Raw genomic sequence first — 24,547 nt, forward strand, 5'->3', positions numbered from 1 at the left:
CTGACGACCAGCTGCGGCTTGAAGCTCAATTGTGCGGGCGGACCTTGGTTCGCACTTCCTTGTTTTTGCCTTGCGGATCCACCCAAGCACGAACGGAAAACGTTTCGGCTACGGTTCGACTGTTCGCTTCGCGACAGTTTCGTTCATGGGGAGAGCATTGTTTGTGGTGAGCCCGACGTTGAGGCATCATGCGGCGGGACCGCTCGGCACGACGCCGTCATTTTGGCGAGCTGATGGTCGACAACTACGCGCTGCAGCCTTGCATCAAAGCCAGTAGGGCGCCTGCCTTGGCATTGCGGCGGACAGGACTGTCGCGCCGAGCAGGTTCTCGTCCTGAAAGCGGCGCGCCACAGCTAATGCATCTTGCCAGCAATTCAAACAACGAGCTCATCGACATGGCAGAGTTCACTAAGGGGGCCGGCACTATCTGGCGAGCAAAATCTGGTCCCAAGCCCGTATGTCTCGCCCATTGCGGCAGCTGCGCTCAGTAGAATCTCCGAGGCGCAGGTGAAGGGAAGGGATGGGATAGTCGAACAAAAGGGGCGCGTGAGGGTCTGACGGATCACCATCATCAGTCGGTGACCAGGTGCTCAGACCATCGCTGTCCAGCCTAAGACTGAACGGCGCCCATTGCTAAAAAGATCTAGATTCGAGCCCAAACGGAACGGACTGACATAGCGCAAGGACCCAGGCGGGCGCGGTGGGTAGGGTTGGTTGCTATCAGTATGGGATTGTGCCTTTGCAGACCACAAAATTTCGAGAGGCCCGGCTGCCTTGGTACACTATCTATCCGGCTGTGTCGGAGTTCTCCGGGGCGGTCGGCGCCGAGGCTTATGAGGCATGGCTCAGGAACCTGCCGGCTGAGGATCCGGTGTCACTCTATCTGCACGTTCCGTTCTGCCGATCAGCCTGCTGGTATTGCGGCTTCCCAACCACCATCACCCGCCATGATGCGCCCATCCTCAACTATCTGGCGGCGCTGCGTGACGAGATCCGTCTGGTTTGCGAGCGAGTGCCGAAGACGCTGCCCGTGAGCGACATACATTTCGGCGGCGGAACGCCGTCTCTCATCGGACCAGCCGAGTTCCTCGCTCTGATGGAGTTCCTGCGATGCCGCTTCGCCATCTCGAAAACAGCTACGGTCGCCATCGAGATCGATCCACGCACGCTCACGCCCGAGATGGCGGAAGGCTTGGGAGCGGCCGGCGTGAACCGCGCGAGCCTGGGCGTACAGAGCTTCGATCCCATTGTTCAAAAAGCGATCAACCGAATCCAGAGCGAGGCCCAGACGTCGGCTGCCGTGGAAATGCTGCGCCGGCATGGAGTAAACCGGATCAACTTCGACCTCATCTACGGCCTGCCGCGTCAAACGGTGGAGTCGTGCGTCGAGACGGCGAGGGCAGCGGTCGCCATGCGCCCCGACCGGCTTGCCTTGTTCGGCTACTCGCATATCCCATCCCAAATAAAGAACCAGCGCCTCATCGAGGCGGAATTTCTTCCCCACAGCGCTGCCCGCGCTGAACAGCATGCGGCTGTCGCCGTGACGCTGGTTGCCGCCGGCTACCGAGAGATCGGGCTCGACCATTTCGCCTTGCCGCACGACGAGCTCGCGCTGGCACAGGAAACAGGTCGCTTGCGACGTAACTCGTTGGGCTACTCTGCCGATACCTGCAGAACCCTGATCGGTTTCGGCGCGTCGGCTATCGGCCGCATCGGCCAGGGGTACGTTCAAAACGAAGTTACACGGGATTTCTACATCCGGCACATCGCAGCTGGCCGACTGGCGACATCGAAGGGCCATCGCCTCACAGACGACGACCGCGTGCGAGCCGCAATCATCGAGCGATTAATGTGCGATTTCGAGGCTGACGTGCCGGCAATCTGTGTCGCCCACGGATCTGATCCGATCCGTCTTCGCGGTTCAGATGAGCGTTTGGCGATGCTGGCCAAGGACGGAATAGTGGACTTCGAAAACGGTTTTGTCCGCGTACGGCGGGAGCATCGCTTTGGGATTCGCGCTGTCGCTGCCGCATTCGATGCTTTTAGGGATGGCCTTACGTATCCCGCAGGTGAGGGCAAGCACACAACACGGAAGCTAACACAGGGAGTATCTTTTGCCGGAGAGAACGAGCTGCCATCGTGCGGTGCCCGATTAGTAGTGAAGCGCCGTAAAATGCCGACATAGGCGAGGTGAACTCGACCGAACGACGAGAACAGCCTATCCAGTGTGTTGTCGGCAGTTCGAAAAACAAGGGCTTCTAAGCGGTAAACACATGCTAATCCATTTGATTTACGGGCCGACCTGCAGCGGCAAGACAGACGTTTCAATTTAAATTGGACGAGAGATCGGACGGCCGGTCATTGCGTTGGATCGTGTACAATGCTGTCCTCAAATCGCTACGGGCAGCGGGCGTGCCTCGGATTCCGAACTGCAATCTACCCAGCGGGTTTACTTGGATACGCCCCCTAACCGCGGGCACATCCACGCCGTGACTGCCCGTAGTAAGCTGATCATGCACGTGGACGAGCTTAGATCTCAGCCTGGGCTCACTCGAAGCCGGCTCGATCTCCCTTCTCAATTCACATGCGCGAGTCAGCATCGGGCTGGCGCTTTCAGTGGCATGTAAGGCGGTTGCGGCTCGGCAACTCCGATGCCTTTGTAGAGAGAGCAAAGCCGGTTGTGTGCGTCAAGTTCTGCAAAATGGGGCGGCCATGATGCTGGTCATGCGGCTTGGCGCAGAGCGAGCTTCTTGTGCTCGCGCATGGTCGTCCATGTTGATGTATCGGTTGGCCTCCATCCAGTTTTCATTGGTCTCGACGGCCAAGGCCCTGACCAGGCGCAGGCAGCTTTCGGTGTTGGGGAAGATGCGCACGACATAGGTGCGCCGGCGGATTTCCTCGTTGAGCCGCTCCAGCATGTTGGTGGATTTGAGATGCTTGTGGTGCTGTCTCGGCAGCCTGAAGAAGGTCAGGGTTTGTTCGATGGCATCCTCGGCCCAGCCTGTCAGGCGCGGATAGCGTGCCGACCATTTGGCAAGCCATGCGGCAAGATCAGCCCTGGCCTCTGCGAGATCGCGCCGGTCGTAGAGCCAGCGCAATTCCTGCAGGCAGTCGTCGCCGTGCTTCCTCGGCAGATGATCGAGCGCGTTCCTGAGGAAGTGCACGTAGCAGCGTTGCCAGGCGGCTTCGGGGATCACCTCGCCGATTGCTGCCACCAGGCCAGCATGATCGTCGGACACGACCAACTCGACGCCCTTGCTTGACGGCAGCGCTGGCGGTCTTAACTTCAGTCTTGGTCATGGTGGCGTTCCTTCGCGGGAATCAGGTGACGTGAACAATCACCAGCCTGCCATGACCGCCCCCTCTCAGCGAATTTGCAGAACTCTCAGCACACTACCCCGACGTACTCACCCGGATAGTCCCGGCGATCCAGACGACCTGCTGCTGCCGTGCCGGAGCGGATCAGCTCGACGAACTCGTCGCGGTAGGGGTCGACGCAAAACGAATACGACAGCGTCATCGACACTTCGCGCCCAGCGGCATGCGCCAGCCGCGCGGTCTGCCGAATCGCTTGCTTGGCGCGCGGCGGGTCCCCCAGATAGCCCTCGAAATAAGTGACCTTGGTGCCCGAAGCCTTGTCCCGTTCGACATCGTCGGGGCCGAGTTCGAAGCAGGCGCCGAGATAAGCGCTCGCCATCGGGCGTGACGAAGATCATCGAGCATGCCGTCGGTGGTTGTCCCACTAGCGGTTCGGTGTCGAAGGCGACGCCCTGGGCGTGGATGTCGTGGGCGTAGATCTCGCCGAGAGGTCGTTCGACACCTGCCGAAGAAGGCGGCGCGCCCGCCGAAGCTGCCTACGCCGGCGGCGGTGTTGCCGGCGCTGCATTGCCGATGCAAAGAACGTCATAGTCCGGCGTCAATGTCTCCGCTTGGGAACCCGCCGGCCTTCTTACCACGCCGGCCGGGCGCGGGTCTGGCAAGTGGGCTTTCCTTTTGCCAACGCGTTCTCCCGGCCCTCACGGGGCGGCGAGTCCCTGCACCTGAGGCTACATGGCAGCCGTGGAGATGACCTCAGCAGCCGCGCCCGATCGGAAACCTTAGCACCTCCGCGCTTTGGCGTGGCTGCTTGAACTCTTCGACGGCAACCGCCTCAATTAGCAGATCCAAGGCTTCGCGGCCCCTTTGACTCATCGGGTCATCCCCACAAAGGTAGTCATACGCTCGATCTAAATGCCCTCGGGCGGCGGAAAAATCGCTTGTCATATCATAGAACCCTCTCTATCCGCCCGCATTGCCGTTTACGAGGTGAAGGTAGTGCAACTCGTCAATATATACAGACAAATTTGAATTAAATCGGTGATGATCATAGAGGTCGAGTCCCCGACCTGATAGCGCCATCGAGCCCGCCGACGACCACTCGCTGGCGCTCACGGGCGCGGCGCTGAGTGGCCTGCCGCACATGCACAAGTCCTTCAACCTGCCGCCGCTTCCCGTCATATTCGCGGCGCGGCCATTTCACTATCTGGATGGTCTGCCGGCCGCGCGGACAACGCGCCTGGCCCAGGAACTCGACGCCCTGATCCGCTCGCCGAGCCGATCATGGGCGCCGGCGGCATGCTGGTGCCACAGGAGGATTATTTTCCAAAGGTTCAGGCGGTGCTGCGCAAACACGACATCCTCATGCTGTCCGACGAGGTGGTCTGCGGCTTCGGGCGATCCGGCGACAATCTTTCCGGTTCCGAGGAGAAGTGGCTTAAGATCGTGAGCGCCCTATGCTTTTAGGTTTCCGGAAAAAGCTTCGGAAACAGCGCGTCCAGAGCGTCCGCCGGAAAGCGTAGGGACACTGGGCCCTTTGGCGTTTCCGACGCCAATAGTCCGAGCGCGATTACGTCATTGAACAGTCGACGCGCCGTACGTTCGGGTAGTCCGCTAATACGGGATGCCTCGCCGCGGTCAAACTCACCGCGCGTGAGCGCTTCCTCCACGAGGCGGCCGGCTTCGGGCTTCAGACCACTGCGCTCCACATGGCGATACAGCCGCTTGGCCAACGTGTCGAGATCGAACAGTCCGGTCATGAAGCTCACCTGATCGATACACGCCTGCAGGAACCATAAGGTAAAATCGCCGAGCGCGCGTTCGGAGAGGTTGCCACGTCCGTCGAGATCACCCTGGCGGGGCATATCGGCATGATCCATCATGCTCTTGTAATCCATTCGGCTTTTCACGCCACGTGCCAAGCCTCGTGAGATCGACCACAGCCCGTGCGCGGCGATCCCGGCCTGATGGGCCATGGCGTGGCTCATCAATCGGCTGACGCGTCCGTTGCCGTCCGGAAACGGGTGAATGTAGTTGAAGCGGTGATGCGCGGCAGGAATGGTCAGGATGCGTCCGGCCTTGCCCAGCTTATCGAAGCGATAACGCATGGCAAAGTATTGCATGAAATCGTTGACGCGATCGCTCGAAGGCGGTTCATGCCGGCCGATGGCGACGTCATGCTCTGGCTTCGATCGCCACTCACCTGGCGCCATGACGAACTCACGGCCGGCACCCTTGATGGTCAGCATGGGCGCTTCGGCATCGCGATAGAATTCCGCGTGCAGCCATCGAAGAAAACCTACCGATGCTGGTTCCGGCAACTGCCCATCGGCAGCCAGGCGGTCGATCTCGGCTTGCAGGCGAACGTGCGCGGCCGCCTCGAGCTGCAGATTGCGGCGGTTCTCGTCTCGATCGAAGTTTCCGACCAGCGCCCGTTCGATGTCGCGCGGGCGCGTATCGTGGCCTTCGATCAGGTTGCTGTAGTAGGTGTTCATGATGCGCACGAGATCGGCTAGGTTGGCTGCGGTACGCGAGTGCAGGCTTTTGCCCAAAACAGCCGACGTCGCCGACAGCTCTACCAGCGCATCCGAGATAGTTTCGGATACATCGGGTAGGCGTGCCGGTTCGATGCGCTGTACGCTCTCTTCCATATTGGCCGATCTTGGGTTCCGCCAAATGCGTGATTATAAACTTAAATTTTCAGTTGACCAGATTGTTTGGCCGATCTTCTGGCCGATCGTCGGCATGCGGACTTGCGGGCCTCGGCACTGCCACCGCTGCCAAGCTTGGACACAAATCGATGCTGCCGATGATGATCATGGCCGATGTTCGGCAGGCCTATCGCACTGACAACTATGCACAAACCGTAATTGGGGGAGCCATCTGGCCGATGCTTTGGCCGATCTATGACGATCGGCCGGACTCAGACAGGTTCGAGGTGGAAAACAGGCAGCTTTAAACATGGTTCTGCCTCGGCCAGCGCAAGATTCGCCTGGAGCTTCGCTTATGCTGTGTGAGCTTGTTCTCTCGCGCCCGGTCCATTTGTCATTTTTAAGTGCGTCGGACTGCCAGTTGATCGCGTTCTGACCCGACTGGGAGTTCAAGTTTGACCTGAAACTGACTGGGTGCTGGATGGCAGGCTTCATCCCCACCGGTCTGATATGACACAACGTCCCGGCCCCGAGGCTAGGCTGCAATCTCGTATGGCTTCTATGCGCCGTTCTCTTGGAGCGTGTTGCGGGCTTGGTCTGCTCAACCTCGGAGCTCAACGCTTCACGGCGTTAGGATGAGCGTTCGAGGCGCAGGATTACTGCCGACACTGCTCTTCTTGTTCGCATTGGGCAGTTCCCGTTGGAAGCTTCCATCTTGCCGACTGCTGAGTTTGGAGTCGCCGTAGCTGTGAAATCGAAAAGAAGCCCATAGGCAACGTTTGCCGCGACGCTACTGAGAGCTGGTCACCGGGAGAGCCGAAGGTAGAACGAAGTTGTCTCGTTGAGCTTGTATGTGGCGCCAGCATAGAAGGCCCAGTTCCCACCCCAAGGCTTATACAAACCGCCACCGTTAGCGCCGATCGCGTTCATGGCCTCGTCCTTTTGGCAGAGATCACCACGGTCGCTAGCTGGCGAGCAAAGTCCGTCCCAGTGCTGCATTATCTCGTCGGATCCGGCAAGCTGGCAGAATTTCCCAGGCGGAGCTGACGGGGAGGGATGGTGGGAATAAAACGGTGCGCGTGAGGTCTCGGCGGGAACAGCCAAGACATCTAAGCGGAACGGACTGGCATAACGCAAAGACACAGGCGAGCTCAGCGGCAAGGTGGTTTGTTATCACCATGGGACGCCTGCCGCGTCAAACGGTGGAGTAGTGGGTCGAGACGGCGAGGGCAGCGGTCGCCATGCGCCCCGACCGGCTTGCCTTGTTCGGCTACTCGCATATCCCATCCCAAATAAAGAACCAGCGCCTCATCGAGGCGAAATTTCTTCCCCACATCGCTGCCCGCGCTGAACAGCATGCGGCTGCCGCCGTGACGCTGGTTGCCGCCGGCTACCGAGAGATCGGGCTCGACCATTTCGCCTTGCCGCACGACGAGCTCGCGCTGGCACAGGAAACAGGTCGCCTGCGACGTAACTCGTTGGGCTACTCTGCCGATACCTGCAGAACCCTGATCGGTTTCGGCGCGTCGGCTATCGGCCGCATCGGCCAAGGGTACGTTCAAAACGAAGTTACACGGGATTTCTACATCCGGCACATCGCAGCTGGCCGACTGGCGACATCGAAGGGCCATCGCCTCACAGACGACGACCGCGTGCGAGCCGCAATCATCGAGCGATTAATGTGCGATTTCGAGGCTGACGTGCCGGCAATCTGTGTCGCCCACGGATCTGATCCGATCCGTCTTCGCGGTTCAGATGAGCGTTTGGCGATGCTGGCCAAGGACGGAATAGTGGATCGTGTCCCGCGGCGTGGTGTAGCTGGCGGCATTAGTCGCCGTGCTCTCCGGCATGGGCCGGGCTGATCAGCGCGCCACGGCTGGCAGGCTGATCAGGGGATCATCGCTCATCTGGCTGATCGTTTCCAGAGTCATATATCTGGCCCGCTGCACTGCCCATTCATCGTTCTGTTCGAGCAGGATTGCGCCGACGAGGCGCACGATCGCATCGTCGTTCGGGAAGATTCCGACGACCTCGGTGCGCCGCTTGATCTCGCCGTTGAGACGTTCGATCGGATTTGTCGAGTGGAGCTTGGCGCGATGTTCCTTGGGGAAGGTCATGTAGGCCAGCACGTCGGGCTCGGCGTCGTCCATGATTGTCGCCAGCTTCGGCACCTTCGGCCGGATCTGGTCGGCGACGGCGCGCCATTGTACGGACGCGGCCTCGGGCGTTTCCTGGGCGAAAGCGGTGGCGATGAAGGCTGAGACGACCCTGCGGCCGCTCTTGCCGGCATGGGCCAGCACGTTCCTCATGAAGTGGACGCGGCACCTCTGCCATGTCGCGCACAGCACCTTGGTGACGGCCGCCTTGAGGCCTTCGTGAGCATCGGAGACGACGAGCTTGACGCCGCGCAGGCCGCGACGTGTCAGCTTGCGCAGGAACTCTGTCCAGATCGGCTCGGCCTCCGAGGTGCCAATCTCCATGCCCAGTACCTCGCGCCGGCCGTCCGCGTTGACGCCGACGGCGATGATAACGGCGACCGAGACGATCCGCCCACCGCGGCGGACCTTCAGGTAAGTGGCGTCGATCCACAGTATGGCCAATCGCCCTCGATCGGCCGCTCGAGGAAGGCCTTCACCTTCCCGTCGATCTCCTCGCACAGCCGCGAGACCTGGCTCTTGGATATGCCGCTCATACCCATGGCCTTGACCAGGTCGTCAACCGACCGGGTCGAGATGCCTTGCACATAAGCTTCCTGGATGACGGCGGTTAGCGCCTTCTCGGCCATGCGGCGCGGTTCGAGGAAACCTGGGAAGTAGCTTCCCTTCCTGAGCTTCGGGATGCGCAGCTCGACCGTGCCGGCCCGCGTCTCCCAGTCCCGGTCGCGGTAGCCATTGCGCTGGGCGAGCCGCAGCGGGTTCTTCTCGCCATAGCTGGCGCCGGTGGCCGCGCCCACCTCCCTTTCCATCAGTCGCTCGGCGGCAAAGCCGATCATCTCCCGCAGCAGATCGGCATCCGGGGTCTTCTCCACGAGCGTGCGCAGGTTCATCATGTCGTCGGTCATCGGTGGTCCTTCCGAAATGGGTTGGCGTCAACAACCAAACCCTACCGGAAAGCGCCGATGACCACCCACACGCCGCTCGCTCGCTACAGCGCTACTAACGGCGCGCTCGTGAGCGGCTTCGCTACCGCCGAGCTACACCACCTGATGGGACACGACCGAATAGCGAATAGTGGACTTCGAAAACGGTTTTGTCCGCGTAGGGCGGGAGCATCGCTTTGGGATTAGGGATGGCCTTACGTATCCCGCAGGTGAGGGCAAGCAACACACGGAAGCTAACACAGGGAGTATCTTTTGCCGGAGAGAACGAGCTGCCATCGTGCGGTGCCCGGTTAGTAGTGAAGCGCCGTAAAATGTCGACATAGGCGTTGGTGAACTGGACCGAACGACGAGAACAGCCTATCCAGTGTGTTGTCGGCAGTTAGTTCGAAAGTCCTGCTACACCCGATCCGATGCCTCTCAACGCCGAGGCCGCACCTCCGTGCCGAAGCCGGCCTTCCCAATGGTGGGTCGAGCCGTCGCTTACCCCGTGCTTGCCTCACAGATCCGCGACCGAGAACCCAGCCTCATGCTCCCGCCCTGCCGGGGCCTAGGTCCATCAAGCATGAAAGGAACACGTCGGAACCTGGGATATCGCTTGCCCGGCCGGGCGGCGATAGCCTTGTCGGGGCAGCGAGGAGCCGTAGCCGATGATGAACGCACAGGAGAAGTCTGGCGTGAATGGGGCGATGATTGTCAAGCTTTGCTCTCGAGTCATTTCGTCAACCATCTTGTGTGACCGATTGGCGACCATCTCCTCGTCCCGACCTTATATTACCCGTCGCCTGTCGCCGCCAGCGCGCAGTGACTTGTCAAGGATGGAGGCCCGCAGACCCCATCGCGCGGCGACTTGTCCTTGACGGTCACGAGCACGGCGGCAGGTTTGCCGTGGTCGGGGAGCCCTTCCTTGGGCGGAAGCCGACGACAGTTTTCGAGGGGAACTCGCCATGAGCCGGGTGCGCAGAGATCGTCCGACGCTCTTGTATTTGCTGGATCCCAGCCGGCTCCGCCTCCGACTGCCTCGGTAGCTCGGTATCCTGAGCGCGTCGGCGGCATCATGCCATTATCATCCTACGAATTGCATGCTCCATCGTCCTGGACGAGACCGGTTTGGCTAGCCAAAGGACGAAGGTCTGATTACCAGATGTGATCGGCATGGGGTCGCTTCCACCAACGACGATGATGGGCACCGTCATCAGGGTGGTACGTACGGCTTCGGGCTGTCCTGGCCCGAGGAAAGTCGCTTTATCGAAAATTAGGAGGTCGGCTGCCTTCCCGCTCTCGATCCAGTCGCAAAGACTCTCGAAGGTCGCGAAGCCGACCGGCTTATAACCCAGCGCGGCGATCTTATCCTTGTAGATCTCCAACGCTGCTGGATCGGGGTCAACGACTGCAATGATTTCTCCGTTGCCAAGTGATCCATCGCATGGGCCGAAAGCGCTATCAGCTCTGACCTGCTCCTCAGCGCAGGCCGGTAAGTAGAGATCGAAGCGTGTACCTCGGCCAACAGCCGAGGTGACGTCAAGGCATCCTGCGAGCGCGCTCACATGGCGGTCCACTGCAGCAAGACCCAGTCCGGTCCCGCCGACGCGAGAGCGCGTGGTAAAAAAGGGCTCAAAGATATGCGGAAGCACCGAACTTGCGATTCCTTGGCCATCGTCGCTGATGGAGAGGAGAACGTAATCTCCCGGTTTCAAGTTGCCCTTAGCCACGGGCTTCGTTTGACAGACGTGAGCGCGAGAAACGCTAATCTCGACACGGCCCTCATTCAAGAGAGCCTCCGACGCGTTCTTGCATAGATTCATAAGGATCTGCTGTATCTCGGTCGGGCTGCCCTCGATCACCGTTTGCCACTCGTTGATCTTGAGGTTCAACTGAACATCCGCACGAAGTGTAACCCGCAGCAATGGCGCGAGATCCATTACACTCTCCGAGACGTCGAAAGGCATCGTCACGCGCTTCCGATTTCGGCTTAGTGACAAAATTTGATCAATAATCAGTTTGGCTCGGTTGCTGGCCAAGATAATTTGGCCGATGTGGCCCCGAATTCTCGAGGGGCGACGCACAAGACCTTTAGCCATCTCTGCGTAGCCGACTATTGCTCCTAGAACATTATTGAATTCATGTGTAACGCCGCTTGCGATTGTGCCGACAGCCGTCAGCCTTTCCGCATGCTCCCATCGACTCTCAAAAAGGTTACGTTCCGTGTGTACACGTTGCATTTCAAGATGGTTGCCTAAACGCACAGTAGCGCTCGCCAGAACCAGGAGGTCGTCTGTGGAGGGTGGTGAGCGATCTCCTTCAAAAACAAGGATACAAACCGCAGCCTGCTGATCGGAGGCCCTGCAACCAACAATTTGACAAACACCGGTAGTGCCTACGGCAGTCCGAACCACTTCCGACGCCGGAACGACGCGAAACACTGGCTGTTCCGGGTGTACAAGTGAGACGACTTCATGGATTAGCGTGGCGTTCCAGACGCGCATGCGCTTGTTCGCGACAAAGTACTCGGTATTCCTGCTGATACTCGGATCCACCAGAGCAAGCGCGCATTGATCCGCATCGAAAACGCATTGAATGAGTCTAAGCGCTGCTTCGGTGGAGAAGCGCCGCGAAGCCTTCGTTGCTTGACTGTCGATGAAACAAGCTTCGATCTCACTCATCGCCGCTTCAAGCTCTAACCGCCTTTCCAACCGGTTCGTCCGCACATGCAGCGTGGAGGCTCGAATGGTCGCAAACAAGCAGAGGCATATGGACACCAAGCCAAAGAAAAGTCGTGTACGCTGCGCTTGCGCGCTGGCGAAGCTGTAGGCTTTCAGATGTTCTCGCTCCAATTCGGCAGCCTTGGCGAACGTGTCGAAGGATGGGATCCGATTGACAGCGCGGTCCAACCTCAACATTGAGGACAGGATAGCGCGGCCCTCGCGGGCAACATCCTCCGTGACTTGGTCCTGGCTAGGAGGAAGTCGGCGGAGAGACTGATCGATTTGTAATGCGAGGCTGAATCCCGGTCTGGCCGAAAATTGAAGGATCAGATTGGAAAATTCAGGCCTGTTCGACACTCCCCCCCGAAGGCGATTAGCCGAGCGAGCAAAGCGTACGAGAGAGCTTTGCAGAAGCTCATTTTGCGCGGCCGAGGCCGAGATGGCAGCTTCTGTGTTTTCGAGGGAATTTTTGAGCTGTGCAACCAACCTGGAGTGCACCCCGGAGCTCTCATTGGGCGAAATCTCAACAAGGCGTTGGTAGTTTTGAAGGTTCCTTTTTAATGCTTGCCCGGTAGAAGCAACGGAACGGAAGTCCAATACCATGTCGGCGCGGGCGACGTCTCGCTGGAGCAATGCGTAGTTGATCTGAATCGTCCGCAGTTCGCTTAGGACCGCCTCGTTGATCTGGGGGTCTTGCCACTGTATCGCGACCAAGAGCGCGACCGAGGCCACTAGGGCCATTACAGAAGCTTTGTCGGTACTGAGCCATTTTTCCCAAACGAACGGCGTTTGATCCGCGGTGCGTGCCTTGCGAAGGTCCGATTTGAATTCTAGCTCCCCATCGCGTCGGTGTGCGGCCGGATGCTGCTGGAACAGGAAAGCCAAGTGTACCTCTCCCCTCAAATAGGCGGTGTAGACGCCGTTGCACTCTGCCCCCATGGCCCGCTGACCTTCCATTGATTCGCGGGCGTTTCGACCTCGACGGCGAGGCGGCAGCACAAGGCGGGCAACTGATCGCAGTTTTCGGAACTGGTCTTCCGAGAGATCATCGAAGGGGCATACAAGCGCACGCCTGCAGCAGCCGAGGATGATACCGGTCGGTCAAACGCAACTGGCGAGGGCCGGATCTGCTGTTGGCTGGCAGCTAACACTGGCGGGGCGGCGGCCTCAACTCCGGCGTGCCTAGAGCCGGCTGCTGCGAAAGCGTCCGACACGCTTCCCTTGGGGTCATCCCGTCCAGCGGGCATCCTTGGATCGCTGAAAAAAGACGAGGCGGCTTGATGATCCTGCCCTCGCTGAAGCACCTCGCGAAACCCCTGTTCCAGTCGCTGAAGCACCTCGCGAAACCCCTTTTCCAGTCGCAGAAGCTCCTCTGGACCGGTAGGCGGCTCGTCAGCTCGACCATCGAACAGCGGCCGGAGCGCCTCGGACACGTGCTGCTCAAAGCCCACTCGCCGGGCCTGGACCGCTTGCCCGTCTTCCAAGCCGGCGTCCTGCACCTGCGACAAAGCTGTTACACGGGATGGATTACTATTTCGCGGGTCCATACTAGCCTCACATCAAACTGTATCGTCAAAGTCCTGCGCCAATTCACACAGCGGGTCATCGAGTTGAGATTCTGCGGAGAGCGCCTCCTCTGCTCCCATCAAGGGCGCCGGCTCCGGGAGGGCGCCTGTCTGGCTTTCAAAGATGCGTTTCAGAATGCGATCCGAGAAATAACGCACCTTCCTCAATTTTAATGGTGGCAGACCTTTGATGAGAACAATCTCGTAGTCGTCATCGAGCAGCCGCACCTGTTCGGGACGCAACAGCGGTGCACCTTGATGTGAATTCTGAACGTTCCAATCGAACGTTCGCGCCTGGCTGTAGGAAATCGATTGGGCTTGAAATGTGAATCCACCGATAGCTTTGGAAATGTAGTTCGGAGTCTCGTCATCTACCTCGATGTTCCTAGAAGCGCGCCGGCAGCCCGGGCGGGGGGCTTGGGGTTAGACTGCCAGCGCACGCCACTCATAAAGAGCGGCCTCTTTTCGCGGTTCGGACACCCATAGTCAACCCGGCAACGTCTGGATGCCCGCTGTGCTTTTTGCAGAGCGGCGATGCCGGGCATATCGGCCGATCCTGTCTAGGATGGTGTGGCCACTCTCGTCGGCCGAGTTGATGCTCCAGCCAGTATCGCCTTGCCGACCAGCATGAGTTCGCCGTTAGCAATCCATCGTTGCGAGCCGAGACCGAGGTAAAAAGCGCGTGTTATCGACTATGTAGCTGACGCTCCCGCTGACGCCTTCGAGTGCGCACGCTATGCCCCGTTCGCACCCTCTTGTGAATAGTACTGCCCCATGCACCTGAAACCGCCTCCTGGGACCAGGCTTGCTCAAGCCCTTGATTCAACACGATTGATCCGACGCCAAGGGAAGCGGGTTGTGCGACCGGTGCTCGACGTCCGGCATCATCTGTCGCTTTGCCGCTCCATACGAGCGAAGCTAGTCGGTGATCATGCGCTTCGGCGCGAGCCCCTGCTTCTTCCACAGCCGCGTCAGCAAGCGCAACCTCTCGCAGGGTGCGCTCTCAGAGTTCGTTCCTGCGCAGCGGCCTTGTTATCTCGATACTGGATAAGCGTCTACGAACCTACGCGCCGCATAACGAGCTTTGTTGCGCTGGTCGGTTCCGAAGGGTGGCTCTATGCATCGCAGTGGCGGACGCGAAATCCTCACCATCCTTCTGCATCGCGCTATTTGGCTTGCCGAAAACCCAATTTCGCCGGCACGCTGCCGCTGAATACCATGATCATCTCGCATTCTTGCTATGGAGACTGTCGTCCTTGCTGGGCGCGCGGCTGCCGGCGACGAAAGCGGGTTTATTCATGCAACACCCCTTTTTGGCAGGCAAGCTGGTGGACCTCGGGATGTCGGGGGCGAATATAGCGAAGACTCCCGCCGCTCGCTGATGCATTCTGGACGCAACCGCATCGAGCCGATGTGTTCGAGACGCTTCGCGGCTGCAGTCGCCGAACGATGGCGTGGTTATGCGACCTGTTCGGCATGGCTACCCCCGTCCAGTCAGGCGTTCACGAAGGTGTTTGTCGAGAGTTCGTGGAGAAAGTCCGCCACTTATCGTTGGCAAGGGCTTTGCTCCGGAGTGGCGATCGGTGCGCTGATCGACAGGCAGGCTCTGGCCAAAATCGAATCCCATATCGCCGATGCCGTCGCGAAAGGCCGCAGAATTCGATGCGGGGGCAAACGCATCGCGCGAATGGCACGTCGAACTATCGGTCCTGTCTCCAGCGAGATGACCATCGCGCAAGAATGAGACATTCGGGCGGCTGGCGCCTGTGATTGCTTCGACGATGCGGATAGGTCGTGCATGAGGCCAACGACACGATCTACGGCCTTCCCCCACATTTGTGCCTTAAACGGAAGCGTGTTTGGCGTGTGGCCGAGGCCTTGGAATATGGCATAGTGGTATGAACACGGGACGCATGTCGTCGGAAGCCGCGCCTTTCGGCCGAGTGAAGCAGTCCGGCATCGGGCGGGAGGGTTCCCGCCATTGCCTCGAGGACTACCTCGAAATGAAATACCTCTGCACGGGCGGCATCTGAAGCATGGGCTTGCAGGGCTCGCAGACCGGTAAACCAGCGAGCCATCTCCAAATATGTGAATTGTGGATTGCTCCTCGACGGGAGCTGAGGGGCGGCTCCGCAAGCCTTACGACGCTCTTTGCGAGCCGTAGCTGCCGAGCTGGCAAAAGGCCGGGCTACGTCGCGCCAGCGCAATCGGCGCGCAGAAAATTAGGCCTACCCGCTCCGGGACCGCGGACCTCGTCAGCTTCTCGTAAGTATGCCCGAGTAGGTTGCTCAGCTGATCTGTGGACGTGAGGCTAGCGTGAACCGGCACAAATTTGACCTATCCAATGTAACAGGTTGGCGGCAGGTGCAGCCCCCGGCATCTCAAGAGCAAGCGGCACAGGCCGGGCAAGAGGGCTTTGAGCAGCGCTCGGGCGAGGCGCGCCAAGCCGCTGCCCAAATTCCCGCCCCCGCCGTTCCGGCTCTGCCAGACCCGTTCCATCCTCATCCGTCTCAGGGAGACCTGAGCCTCATCGAAGGCGCGGCCCCATGGGAAGCGCAGCCCATGATGCAAGGGAGCGGACAAGAACACGCCGCGGCGCCGTACGCCGGAGGCAGTGGGTCGATGCTAGGTGCCTCGGTGCTGCAGCCGGGTCACTCAACGGCGCGCCATCATCATGCGCCGGATTCGTCAGTGGGTGATCTGAATCCTTCCGCACCGTTCGAGTTGCGTGACCATGCTCGTTCCCCCGTGCCGGCGGCGGTGCAGCCAGATCCTCCAGTAGTGGTCTCCGACGGTCGCGGCTGCAAGCGTCCTCTTTATTCCAACGATGCGACCGTTGTCGAAGGGCTGAGGTCACTCTACGCGGGTAAGGCCAAGGAGGAAACGGTCAAGCGCCATGTAAATTCTCTTTACGGCTTTGGTCGTTGGCTCTTTAAAAATAACAAGCCGGGATTTGCTGCTCGGCTTCACGAGAAGTCGCTGGATGAAGATCTCAAGGAGTACGAGAGCAGTGGTGGCTCCTCGACTGTGGCTGTGGCACTGCGTCGTCTCAGAGAGTCGGCGGGCGGAGTGCCAATGGTGGGCCGCGCTGTCCTGAATCCCGACCCTGCCGACGCCGTGCTCATCAAAGAGTACAAAGCGGCTCTCATCAAAGAGTACAAGGGAGCGCCTGCGACCGGGCCGAATCGCCAAACCATTCACGACTATGGAGCTACTCTTAGACGTTTCAGTGAATACCTGGTTGAAAACAACAAGCCGGGGATTGCGGCTCGGCTTCACGAGGAGTCGCTGGATGAAGATGCCAAGCGCTATAAGGACTCCAGTGGTGACCGGAGGATCATTGCACTAGCTCAACTCCGGAAGTTCCTGCCGTCCGCCGCACTCGGGCGCGAAATTGCCCTTGCTGCTCGTCCGGAAGACGCAGTCGGCATGGAGGCTCGTGCCATTGGGGACGCCGCTGCGCAGCACAGCGGGCCGCAGAAGGCATTGGGTCGGCCAGAGAAGCTCCCTGGGGAAGCTAATGAAGACGCCGCTGTTCTGCCATCGTCTTTCGTACCAACTGGGCACCATCACCAAGCCTCGGATCCCGCAGAGTCCTTTCGTCCCCTGATCTGGCGCGACGGCGACCAGCGCGCGCCGGACGAGCGGATCGCTGCACAGGACAGGAGCAACCTGCTACCAAGCGAGGAGGTGCCACTGAGGCCACCGGAATTCGCTCCGCCCAGCTTGCGGGCGGGGAATTCCGCCTCGCCAGAGCTCTTTCCTGAGGGGATGTCCCCCGCGGTCGAAGGGTTTTTTGGTGTTTTCGGCGACCCCAGCGGGCGGGTGCTCGGCGCATTGCAATTGCTAGGCGACGAACATATCCACAGGGATTACCAGCTCCTGGAGCAGGAGTTGCAGGGGAACAATCCAGATCTCGCCGCCCGGACGCGGTTCGTGGATCCCCTCGTAGCCAATTATCATCTGCGCTTGGGCTCCGAGAGCGACAAGCTAAGCGCATTCCAGCGCATCGTCCATAATCAGAACGGTAACGACACAGCCGACTTCCTGTTCGTGCCAGTGAGCGATGGCGGTAAGACTCTTGCGGAGCGCGGCAAACATTGGTCGCTGCTGTTCGTTGATCGCAGCGACCGGGAACGGCCGGTTGCCTATCATTATGACTCCGTCAGCGGATGGCATGACAAGCTTGCAAAACACCTCGCAGAAAGGCTGGGCGCCAGCCTGGAGACCCGCGTGGACTTACCCCGCATCGCCCAGCAGAGCAACGAGTGGGATTGCGGAGTCTACGTGGTGGACGGCACGCGGGCGCTGGTTGGGCGATTGCAAAGATGGCAGCCAGACCTGCCAGACCTGCCAGACCTGAACCTCAACAACCTCGTCGTCAATCGGCAGGCACTACAAACCCGACTCATGGGTGACGATACATCTGGAACGGCAAATTATCTCACGAACTTTGAACTCATGGACCGACAGGCGCGAGACGCGGTTAAGGAAAGCCCCGTTGGGACGTTTCACCAGCGGATCAAGCGGCTCGGCCAGTCAGCGCGAGCGTTGCACGACAGAGCCCTGGCTCCAGTCGCGCCGGACCAAGGCAACCCAGACTCGGTGTTCGTACGGGACGTTGTTCCCGGGGAAACACGCCATCATCATGCGCCGGATTCGTCAGTGGTTGATCTGAATCCCCCCGCACCGTTCGAGTTGCGTGACCATGCTCGTTCTATGCCGGCGGCGGTGCAGCCAGATCCTCCAGTAGTGGTCTCCGGTCGCGACAAGCGTCCTCTTTATTCCAACGATGCGACCGTTGTCGAAGGGCTGCGGTCAGCACTCTATGCCGGTAAGGTCGGGGAGCGCACGGTCACGGACCATGTAAATTCTCTTCTCGGCTTTGGTCGTTGGCTCTTTGATAATAACAAGCCGGGATTTGCTGCTCGGCTTGACGATCCGTTGCTGGATCAGGATCTCAAGGAGTACCAGCGCGAGAGTGGCTCCTCGAACGTGGCTAGAGCACTGGGTCGTCTCAAAGAGTCGGCGGGCGGAGCGCCAATGGTGGGCCGCGCTGCCCTGAATCCCGACCCTGTCGACGCCGAGCTCATCAGAGATTACAAAGCGGCTCTCATCAAAAAGTACGAGGCAGAGCCTGCGACCGGGCCGAATCCCAAAACCACTCAGGACTATGCGGCTACTCTTAGACGTTTCAGTCAATACCTGCATGAAAACAACAGGCCGGGGATTGCGGCTCGGCTTTACGAGGGGTCGCTGGATGAAGATGCCAGGCGTTATTTGGACTCCAGTGGTAACCGGTGGATCAGTGCACTAGCTCATCTCCGGAAGTTCCCGCCGTACGCCGCACTCGGGCGCGAAATTGCCCTTGCTGCTCGTCCGGAAGACGCAGTCGGCATGGAGGCTCGTGCCATTGGGGACGCCGCTGCGCAGCACAGCGGGCCGCAGAAGGCATTGGGTCGGCCAGAGAAGCTCCCTGGGAAAGCTAAGCAGCTGAGCGAGATCGGCAATTCAGGCGCTCGCGTGCTGATGCAGGCCCCCACCCATCAAGTGGGTGCATTGCCATGGGAGGCGCAGCCCATGATGCTGGGGGACGAGCACCTGGCACCGCATACCGGAGGCAGTGGGTCGATGCTGGGTGCCTCGGTGCTGCAGCCGGGTCACTCAAGGGCGCGCCATCATGATGCGCCGGATTCGTCAGTGGTTGATCTGAATCCCCTCGCACCGTCCGATTTGCGTGACCATGCTCGTTCTGTGCCGGCGGCGCCTGCCGGGCCAGCGTTCGCCAGGGCTGAGGAGACGCCCTCCGCGGTTGGCGAGGCCGCGGTGGCCGAAAGGTGGGCTCGGTTGCAAAAGCAAATGGACGAACCAGTGCATGATCCCGGCCCTCAAGTGGATACATCGCCATGGGAGGCGCAACTCATGGTGCAAGGGAGCGGACAAGAACACGCCGCGGCGCCCTACGCCGGAGGCAGTGGGTCGATGCTGGGTGCCTCGGTGCTGCAGCCGAGTCACTCAAGGGCGCGCCATCATGATGCGCCGGATTCGTCAGTGGTTGATCTGAATCCCCTCGCACCGTTCGAGTTGCGTGACCATGCTCGTTCTGTGCCGGCGGCGCCTGCCGGGCCAGCGTTCGCCAGGGCTGGGGAGACGCCCTCCGCGGTTGGCGAGGCCGCGGTGGCCGAAAGGTGGGCTCGGTTGCAAAAGCAGAAGGTCGACGCTGATTTGTCGGGATATTTCGACTCGATTCCGCACGCGGACCTTCTACGATCGCCATGGGAGGCGCAACTCATGACGCAAGGGAGCGGACAAGAACACGCCGCGGCGCCCTACGCCGGAGGCAGTGGGTCGATGCTGGGTGCCTCGGTGCTGCAGCCGGGTCACTCAACGGCGCGCGATTCGTCAGTGGTTGATCTGAATCCCCCCGCACCGTTCGAGTTGCGTGACCATGCTCGTTCTGTGCCGGCGGCGCCTGCCGGGCCAGCGTTCGCCAGGGCTGAGGAGACGCCCTCCGCGGTTGGCGAGGCCGCGGTGGCCGAAACGCTGGCTCGGTCGCAAAAGCAGATGGTCGACGCTGATTTGTCGGGATATTTCGACTCGATTCCGCACGCGGACCTTCTACGATCGCCATGGGAGGCGCAACTCATGCAAGGGAGCGGACAAGAACACGCCGCGGCGCCCTACGCCCGAGGCAGTGGGTCGATGCTGGGTGCCTCGGTGCTGCAGCCGGGTCACTCAACGGCGCGCGATTCGTCAGTGGTTGATCTGAATCCCCCCGCACCGTCCGAGTTGCGTGACCATGCTCGTTCTGTGCCGCCGGCGGTGCAGCCAGATCCTCCAATAGGGGTCTCCGGTCCCGACAAGCGTCCTCTTTATTCCAACGATGCGACTGTTGTCGAAGGGCTGAGGTCAGCATTGGAGAGCACGGTCAAGCGCCATGTAAATTCTCTTCTCGGCTTTGGTCGTTGGCTCTTTGATAATAACAGGCCGGGATTTGCTGCTCGGCTTCACGAGGAGTCGCTGGATCCGGATCTCAAGGAGTACGAGAGCAAGAGTGGCTCCTCGGACGTGGCTAGAGCAGTGGGTCATCTCAAGACGTGGGCGGGCGGAGCGCCAGTGCTGGACCGCGCCGCTGTCCTGAATAATCCCGACCCTGCCGACGCCGCGCTCATCAGAGATTACACAGCGGCTCCCATCAAAGAGTACAAGGCAGCGCCGACCGGGCCGAATCCCGCTACCATTCAGACCTATGGATCTGCTCCTAGACGTTTCAGTGAATACCTGGTTGAAAACAAAAAGCCGGGGATTGCGGCTCGGCTTCACGAGGGGTCGCTGGATGAAGATGCCAAGCGCTATAACAACTCCGGTGGGATCAGTGCACTAGCTCATCTCCGGAAGTCCGAACTCGGGCGCGAGCTCCCTGGGAAAGCTAATGAAGACGACGCTGTTCTGCCATCGTCTTTCGTGCCAACTGGTACAGCGGAGTTGAGACCAGCGAAGAGGCAAAGGACCCTGAACAGTCGTCTGCAGGACGTTGCCACTGAGCCGCAGCTGAGCGAGATCGGCAATTCAGGCGCTCGCGTGCTGATGCAGGCCCCCACCCATCAAGTGGGTGCATTGCCATGGGAAGCGCAGCCCATGATGCAAGGGAGCGGACAAGAACACGCCGCGGCGCCGTATGCCGGAGGCAGTGGGTCGATGCTGGGTGCCTCGGTGCTGCAGCCGGGTCACTCAACGGCGCGCCATCATCATGCGCCGGATTCGTCAGTGGTTGATCTGAATCCCCCCGCACCGTCCGAGTTGCGTGACCATGCTCGTTCTGTGCCGGCGGCGGTGCAGCCAGATCCTCCAATAGGGGTCTCCGGTCGCGACAAGGGTCCCCTCTATTCCAACGATGCGACCGTTGTCGAAGGGCTGAGGTCAGCTTACGCGGGTAAGGTCAAGGAGAGCACGGTCAAGCGCCATGTAAATTCTCTTCTCGGCTTTGGTCGTTGGCTCTTTGACAATAACAGGCCGGGATTTGCTGCTCGGCTTGACGAATCGTCGCTGGATCAGGATCGCAAGGAGTACGAGAGCAGGGGTGGCCCCTCGGAGTACGAGAGCAGGGGTGGCCCCTCGATCGTGGCTAGAGCACTGGGTCGTCTCAAGACGTTGGCGGGCGGAGCGCCAGTGGTCGACCGCCCTGTCCGGAATCCCTACCCTGCCGACGCCGCGCTCATCAGAGATTACACAGCGGCTCTCATCAAAGAGTACAAAGAAGCGCCTGCGACCGGGCCGAATCGCGGTACCATTCAGGTCTATGGATCTACTCTTATACGTTTCAGTGAATACCTGCATGAAAACAAAAAGCCGGGGATTGCGGATCGGCTTCACGAGGGGTCGCTGGATGAAGATGCCAAGCGCTATGTGAACTCCGGTGGTAACCGGAGGATCAGTGCACTAGCTCATCTCCGGAAGTTCGCACCCGGGCGCGAAATTGCCCTTGCTGCTCGTCCGGAAGACGCAGTCGGCATGGAGGCTCGTGCCATTGGGGACGCCGCTGCGCAGCGCAGCGGGACGCAGGAGGCATTGGGTCGGCCAGAGAGGCCCCCTGGGAAAGCTAAAGACGGGCGGGTGCTCGGCGCATTGGAATGGCTAGGCGACGAACATATCCAGAGGGATTACCAACTCCTGGAGCAGGAGTTGCAGGGGAACAATCCAGATCTCGCCGCCCGGACGCGGTTCGTGGATCCCCTCGTAGCCAATTATCATCTGCGCTTGGGCTCCGAGAGCGTCATGCTAAGCGCATTCCAGCGCATCGTCCATCAGAACGGTAACGACACAGCCGACTTCCTGTTCGTGCCAGTGAGCGATGGCGGTAAGACTCTTGCGGAGCGCGGCACCCATTGGTCGCTGCTGTTCGTTGATCGCAGCGACCGGGAACGGCCGGTTGCCTATCATTATGACTCCTACAACGGATGCAATGACACGCTTGCAAAAGAGCTCGCAGAAAATCTGGGCGCCAGCCTGGAGACCCGCGTGGGCGTATCCCGCATCGCCCAGCAGAGCAACGTGGTGGATTGCGGAGTCTACGTGGTGGACGGCACGCGGGCGCTGGTTGGGCGATTGCAATCGCAGCCAGATAACCTGAACCTCAACAACCTCGTCGTCAATCGGCAGGCACTACAAACCCGCCTCAGGGGTGACAATACATTCGGAACGGCAAATAATCTTACGAACTTTGAACTCATGGACCGACAGGCCCGAGACGCGGTTAAGGAAAGCCCCGTTGGGACGTTTCACCAGCAGATCAAGCGGCTCGGCCAGTCAGCGCCAGACGTTGCTCCCGGGGACCCATTTAAATTTCAAAGTCTTGAGAGCAAGGGGGACGCCGCTGCGCAGCGCAGCGGGCCGCAGGAGGAATACAGTTGGCCAGAGTATCTCCCCCCTGGGAAAGCTAATGAAGACGACGCTGTTCTGGCATCGTCTTTCGTGCCAACTGGGCCCCATCACCAAGCCTCGGATCCCGCAGGGTCCTTTCGTCCCCTGAGCTGGCGCGACGGCGACCAGCGCGCGCCGGACGAGCGGATCGCTGCACAGGACAGGAGCAACCAGCTACCAAGCGAGGAGGTCCTCATCAACCGTGAGCATGATACAGCGGAGTTGAGACCAGCGAAGAGGCAAAGGACCCCGAACAGTCGTCTGCAGGACGTTGCCACTGAGCCGCAGCTGAGCGAGATCGGCAATTCAGGCGCTCGCGTGCTGATGCAGGCCCCCACCCATCAAGTGGGTGCATTGCCATGGGAGGCGCAGCCCATGATGCAAGGGAGCGGACAAGAACACGCCGCGGCGCCGTACGCCGGAGGCAGTGGGTCGATGCTGGGTGCCTCGGTGCTGCAGCCGGGTCACTCAACGGCGCGCCATCATCATGCGCCGGATTCGTCAGTGGTTGATCTGAATCCCCCCGCACCGTCCGAGTTGCGTGACCATGCTCGTTCTGTGCCGGCGGCGGTGCAGCCAGATCGCCCAAAAGTGGTCTCCGGTCCCGACAAGGGTCCTCTTTATTCCAACGATGCGACCCTTGTCGAAGGGCTGAGGTCAGCACTCTATGCCGGTAAGGTCGGGGAGATCACGGTCAAGCGCCATGTAGATATTCTTTTCGGCTTTGGTCATTGGCTCGTTGAAAATAACAAGCCGGGGATTGCGGATCGGCTTCACGATTCGTCGCTGGATCGGGATCGCAAGGAGTACGAGATCTGGGGTGGCGGCCCCTCGGCCGTGGCTGGGTCACTGGGTCGTCTCAAGACGTGGGCGGGCGGAGCGCCAGTGGTGGGCCGCCCTGCCCTGAATCCCCACCCTGCCGACGCCGTGCTCATCAGAGAGTACACAGCGGCTCTCATCAAAGCGTACGAGGCAGCGCCGACCGGGCCGAAACCCCGTACCGTTGAGGTCTATGGGTCTGCTCTTAGACGTTTCAGTCAATGCCTGGTTGAAAACAAAAAGCCGGGGATTGCGGATCGGCTTCACGAGCGGTCGCTGGATGAAGATGCCAAGCGCTATATGAAAACCGCTGACATCAGTGCACTAACTCATGTCCGGAAGTTCGCACTCGGGCGCGAAATTGCCCTTGCTGCTCGTCCGGAAGACGCAGTCGGCATGGAGGCTCGTGCCATTGGGGACGCCGCTGCGCAGACCGCGGCACAAGCTCATGGCCACGCAGGAGAGCAGGGACCCATCTCTCGAGCTCAACAAGTCGCGCCAGCGCCGTTTGAACGGCACTTGGGCAAGAAGCGTGAGGCCCAGGACGGACTGACGAGTACACTTGACAGGAGCAACCTCGTGAACAGCGGGGGCGTCATCATAAACAATGAACATTACACAGCGCTGTTGAGACCGGCGAAGAGGCAGAGGACTGATAATCCGCAAAGCCGCGCCATGGGGCGGCAACTGAGCGAAGCAACCACGACGTCCATCAGCCAAGCCTCCGATCAAGCCCGAGCGGACCTAATGGCTTCCTTCAGAAGCAGGGAGCGCTCCGACGCGGGGCGTTGAGCTCCATGGCTGGGGTCAAGCAGAACAGCTCTCTTGACGACAGAGGCGCTGATGCGATCTCCGGACCGGTAGCTCTCGCTGTAATTGATCAGGCTGGTACTGTTGGAAGGCTTGATCAGCCTCGTCACCCCAATCTCCAGCATAGCTCACTGTCACGCGGCCAACGTGCCTCCGTAGCTAACA

At 60.2% G+C, this 24,547-nt stretch carries 10 protein-coding genes and 6 pseudogenes; 8 read left to right on the plus strand and 8 right to left on the minus strand.

The annotated features are described in order from the left end of the window. Positions 1 to 739 precede the first annotated feature (739 nt). Both hemN and NKI25_RS22990 read left to right on the plus strand, forming a co-directional pair. Positions 740 to 2,185 carry an oxygen-independent coproporphyrinogen III oxidase gene (gene hemN, locus NKI25_RS22985; protein WP_352572138.1) on the plus strand — a complete coding sequence of 482 codons (1,446 nt, stop codon included), beginning with the start codon at positions 740 to 742 and terminating at the stop codon, positions 2,183 to 2,185. Positions 2,186 to 2,366: 181 nt separating this feature from the next. Beyond that, entirely contained in the window at positions 2,367 to 2,627 is a 261-nt protein-coding gene (locus NKI25_RS22990) for an isopentenyl transferase family protein (protein ID WP_352572139.1), read from the plus strand. A 95-nt stretch (positions 2,628 to 2,722) separates the two neighbouring features. Here NKI25_RS22990 and NKI25_RS22995 read toward each other — a convergent pair. The 3 genes and pseudogenes from NKI25_RS22995 to NKI25_RS23005 all read right to left on the minus strand — a co-directional run. After that, positions 2,723 to 3,257 (minus strand): annotated as a pseudogene (locus NKI25_RS22995) (transposase); the annotation flags it as partial. Between the two features lie 191 nt (positions 3,258 to 3,448). After that, positions 3,449 to 3,882 (minus strand): annotated as a pseudogene (locus tag NKI25_RS23000) (carbohydrate kinase family protein); the annotation flags it as partial. Between the two features lie 189 nt (positions 3,883 to 4,071). Continuing rightward, positions 4,072 to 4,263 carry a hypothetical protein gene (locus tag NKI25_RS23005; protein ID WP_352572140.1) on the minus strand — a complete coding sequence of 64 codons (192 nt, stop codon included), beginning with the start codon at positions 4,261 to 4,263 and terminating at the stop codon, positions 4,072 to 4,074. Positions 4,264 to 4,599: 336 nt separating this feature from the next. On the opposite strand from NKI25_RS23005, the gene NKI25_RS23010 reads away from it, so the two are divergent. Beyond that, entirely contained in the window at positions 4,600 to 4,782 is a 183-nt protein-coding gene (locus tag NKI25_RS23010) for an aminotransferase class III-fold pyridoxal phosphate-dependent enzyme (protein WP_352572141.1), read from the plus strand. Here NKI25_RS23010 and NKI25_RS23015 read toward each other — a convergent pair. Further along, positions 4,779 to 5,966 (minus strand): Fic family protein, encoded by a 1,188-nt coding sequence (locus NKI25_RS23015; RefSeq protein WP_023679700.1) that lies wholly within the window; start codon positions 5,964 to 5,966, stop codon positions 4,779 to 4,781. The genes NKI25_RS23010 and NKI25_RS23015 overlap by 4 nt on opposite strands. A gap of 149 nt (positions 5,967 to 6,115) precedes the next feature. On the opposite strand from NKI25_RS23015, the gene NKI25_RS23020 reads away from it, so the two are divergent. Continuing rightward, a complete protein-coding gene (locus NKI25_RS23020) occupies positions 6,116 to 6,274 on the plus strand; it encodes a hypothetical protein (protein ID WP_023679701.1) in 159 nt (52 codons plus the stop codon). Between the two features lie 879 nt (positions 6,275 to 7,153). Continuing rightward, a pseudogene (locus tag NKI25_RS23025) lies at positions 7,154 to 7,828 on the plus strand (oxygen-independent coproporphyrinogen III oxidase); the annotation flags it as partial. Here the strand turns inward: NKI25_RS23025 and NKI25_RS23030 are convergent. The 4 genes and pseudogenes from NKI25_RS23030 to NKI25_RS36510 form a co-directional block, all read right to left on the minus strand. Then, a pseudogene (locus NKI25_RS23030) lies at positions 7,829 to 9,027 on the minus strand (IS256 family transposase). Positions 9,028 to 10,118: 1,091 nt separating this feature from the next. Next, positions 10,119 to 12,653 (minus strand): two-component system VirA-like sensor kinase, encoded by a 2,535-nt coding sequence (locus tag NKI25_RS23035; RefSeq protein WP_352572144.1) that lies wholly within the window; start codon positions 12,651 to 12,653, stop codon positions 10,119 to 10,121. A 674-nt stretch (positions 12,654 to 13,327) separates the two neighbouring features. Then, a pseudogene (locus tag NKI25_RS23040) lies at positions 13,328 to 13,705 on the minus strand (type IV secretory system conjugative DNA transfer family protein); the annotation flags it as partial. 456 nt (positions 13,706 to 14,161) lie between these two features. Further along, positions 14,162 to 14,314, minus strand: a pseudogene (locus NKI25_RS36510) (IS6 family transposase); the annotation flags it as partial. A 259-nt stretch (positions 14,315 to 14,573) separates the two neighbouring features. On the opposite strand from NKI25_RS36510, the gene NKI25_RS36515 reads away from it, so the two are divergent. The 3 genes from NKI25_RS36515 to NKI25_RS23050 all read left to right on the plus strand — a co-directional run bounded on the left by NKI25_RS36515 (position 14,574) and on the right by NKI25_RS23050 (position 24,364). Then, positions 14,574 to 15,077 carry a hypothetical protein gene (locus NKI25_RS36515; protein ID WP_502897411.1) on the plus strand — a complete coding sequence of 168 codons (504 nt, stop codon included), beginning with the start codon at positions 14,574 to 14,576 and terminating at the stop codon, positions 15,075 to 15,077. A 154-nt stretch (positions 15,078 to 15,231) separates the two neighbouring features. Continuing rightward, positions 15,232 to 15,366: an aldehyde dehydrogenase family protein gene (locus NKI25_RS36520; RefSeq protein ID WP_023671820.1), complete on the plus strand. Its 135-nt coding sequence runs from the start codon at positions 15,232 to 15,234 to the stop codon at positions 15,364 to 15,366. Between the two features lie 283 nt (positions 15,367 to 15,649). Then, positions 15,650 to 24,364 carry a Ulp1 family isopeptidase gene (locus tag NKI25_RS23050; protein WP_352999512.1) on the plus strand — a complete coding sequence of 2,905 codons (8,715 nt, stop codon included), beginning with the start codon at positions 15,650 to 15,652 and terminating at the stop codon, positions 24,362 to 24,364. Positions 24,365 to 24,547: the final 183 nt, after the last annotated feature.

The sequence above is a fragment of the Mesorhizobium sp. M0808 genome (assembly GCF_040320025.1).
In the GTDB taxonomy this organism is placed as follows: Bacteria; Pseudomonadota; Alphaproteobacteria; order Rhizobiales; family Rhizobiaceae; genus Mesorhizobium.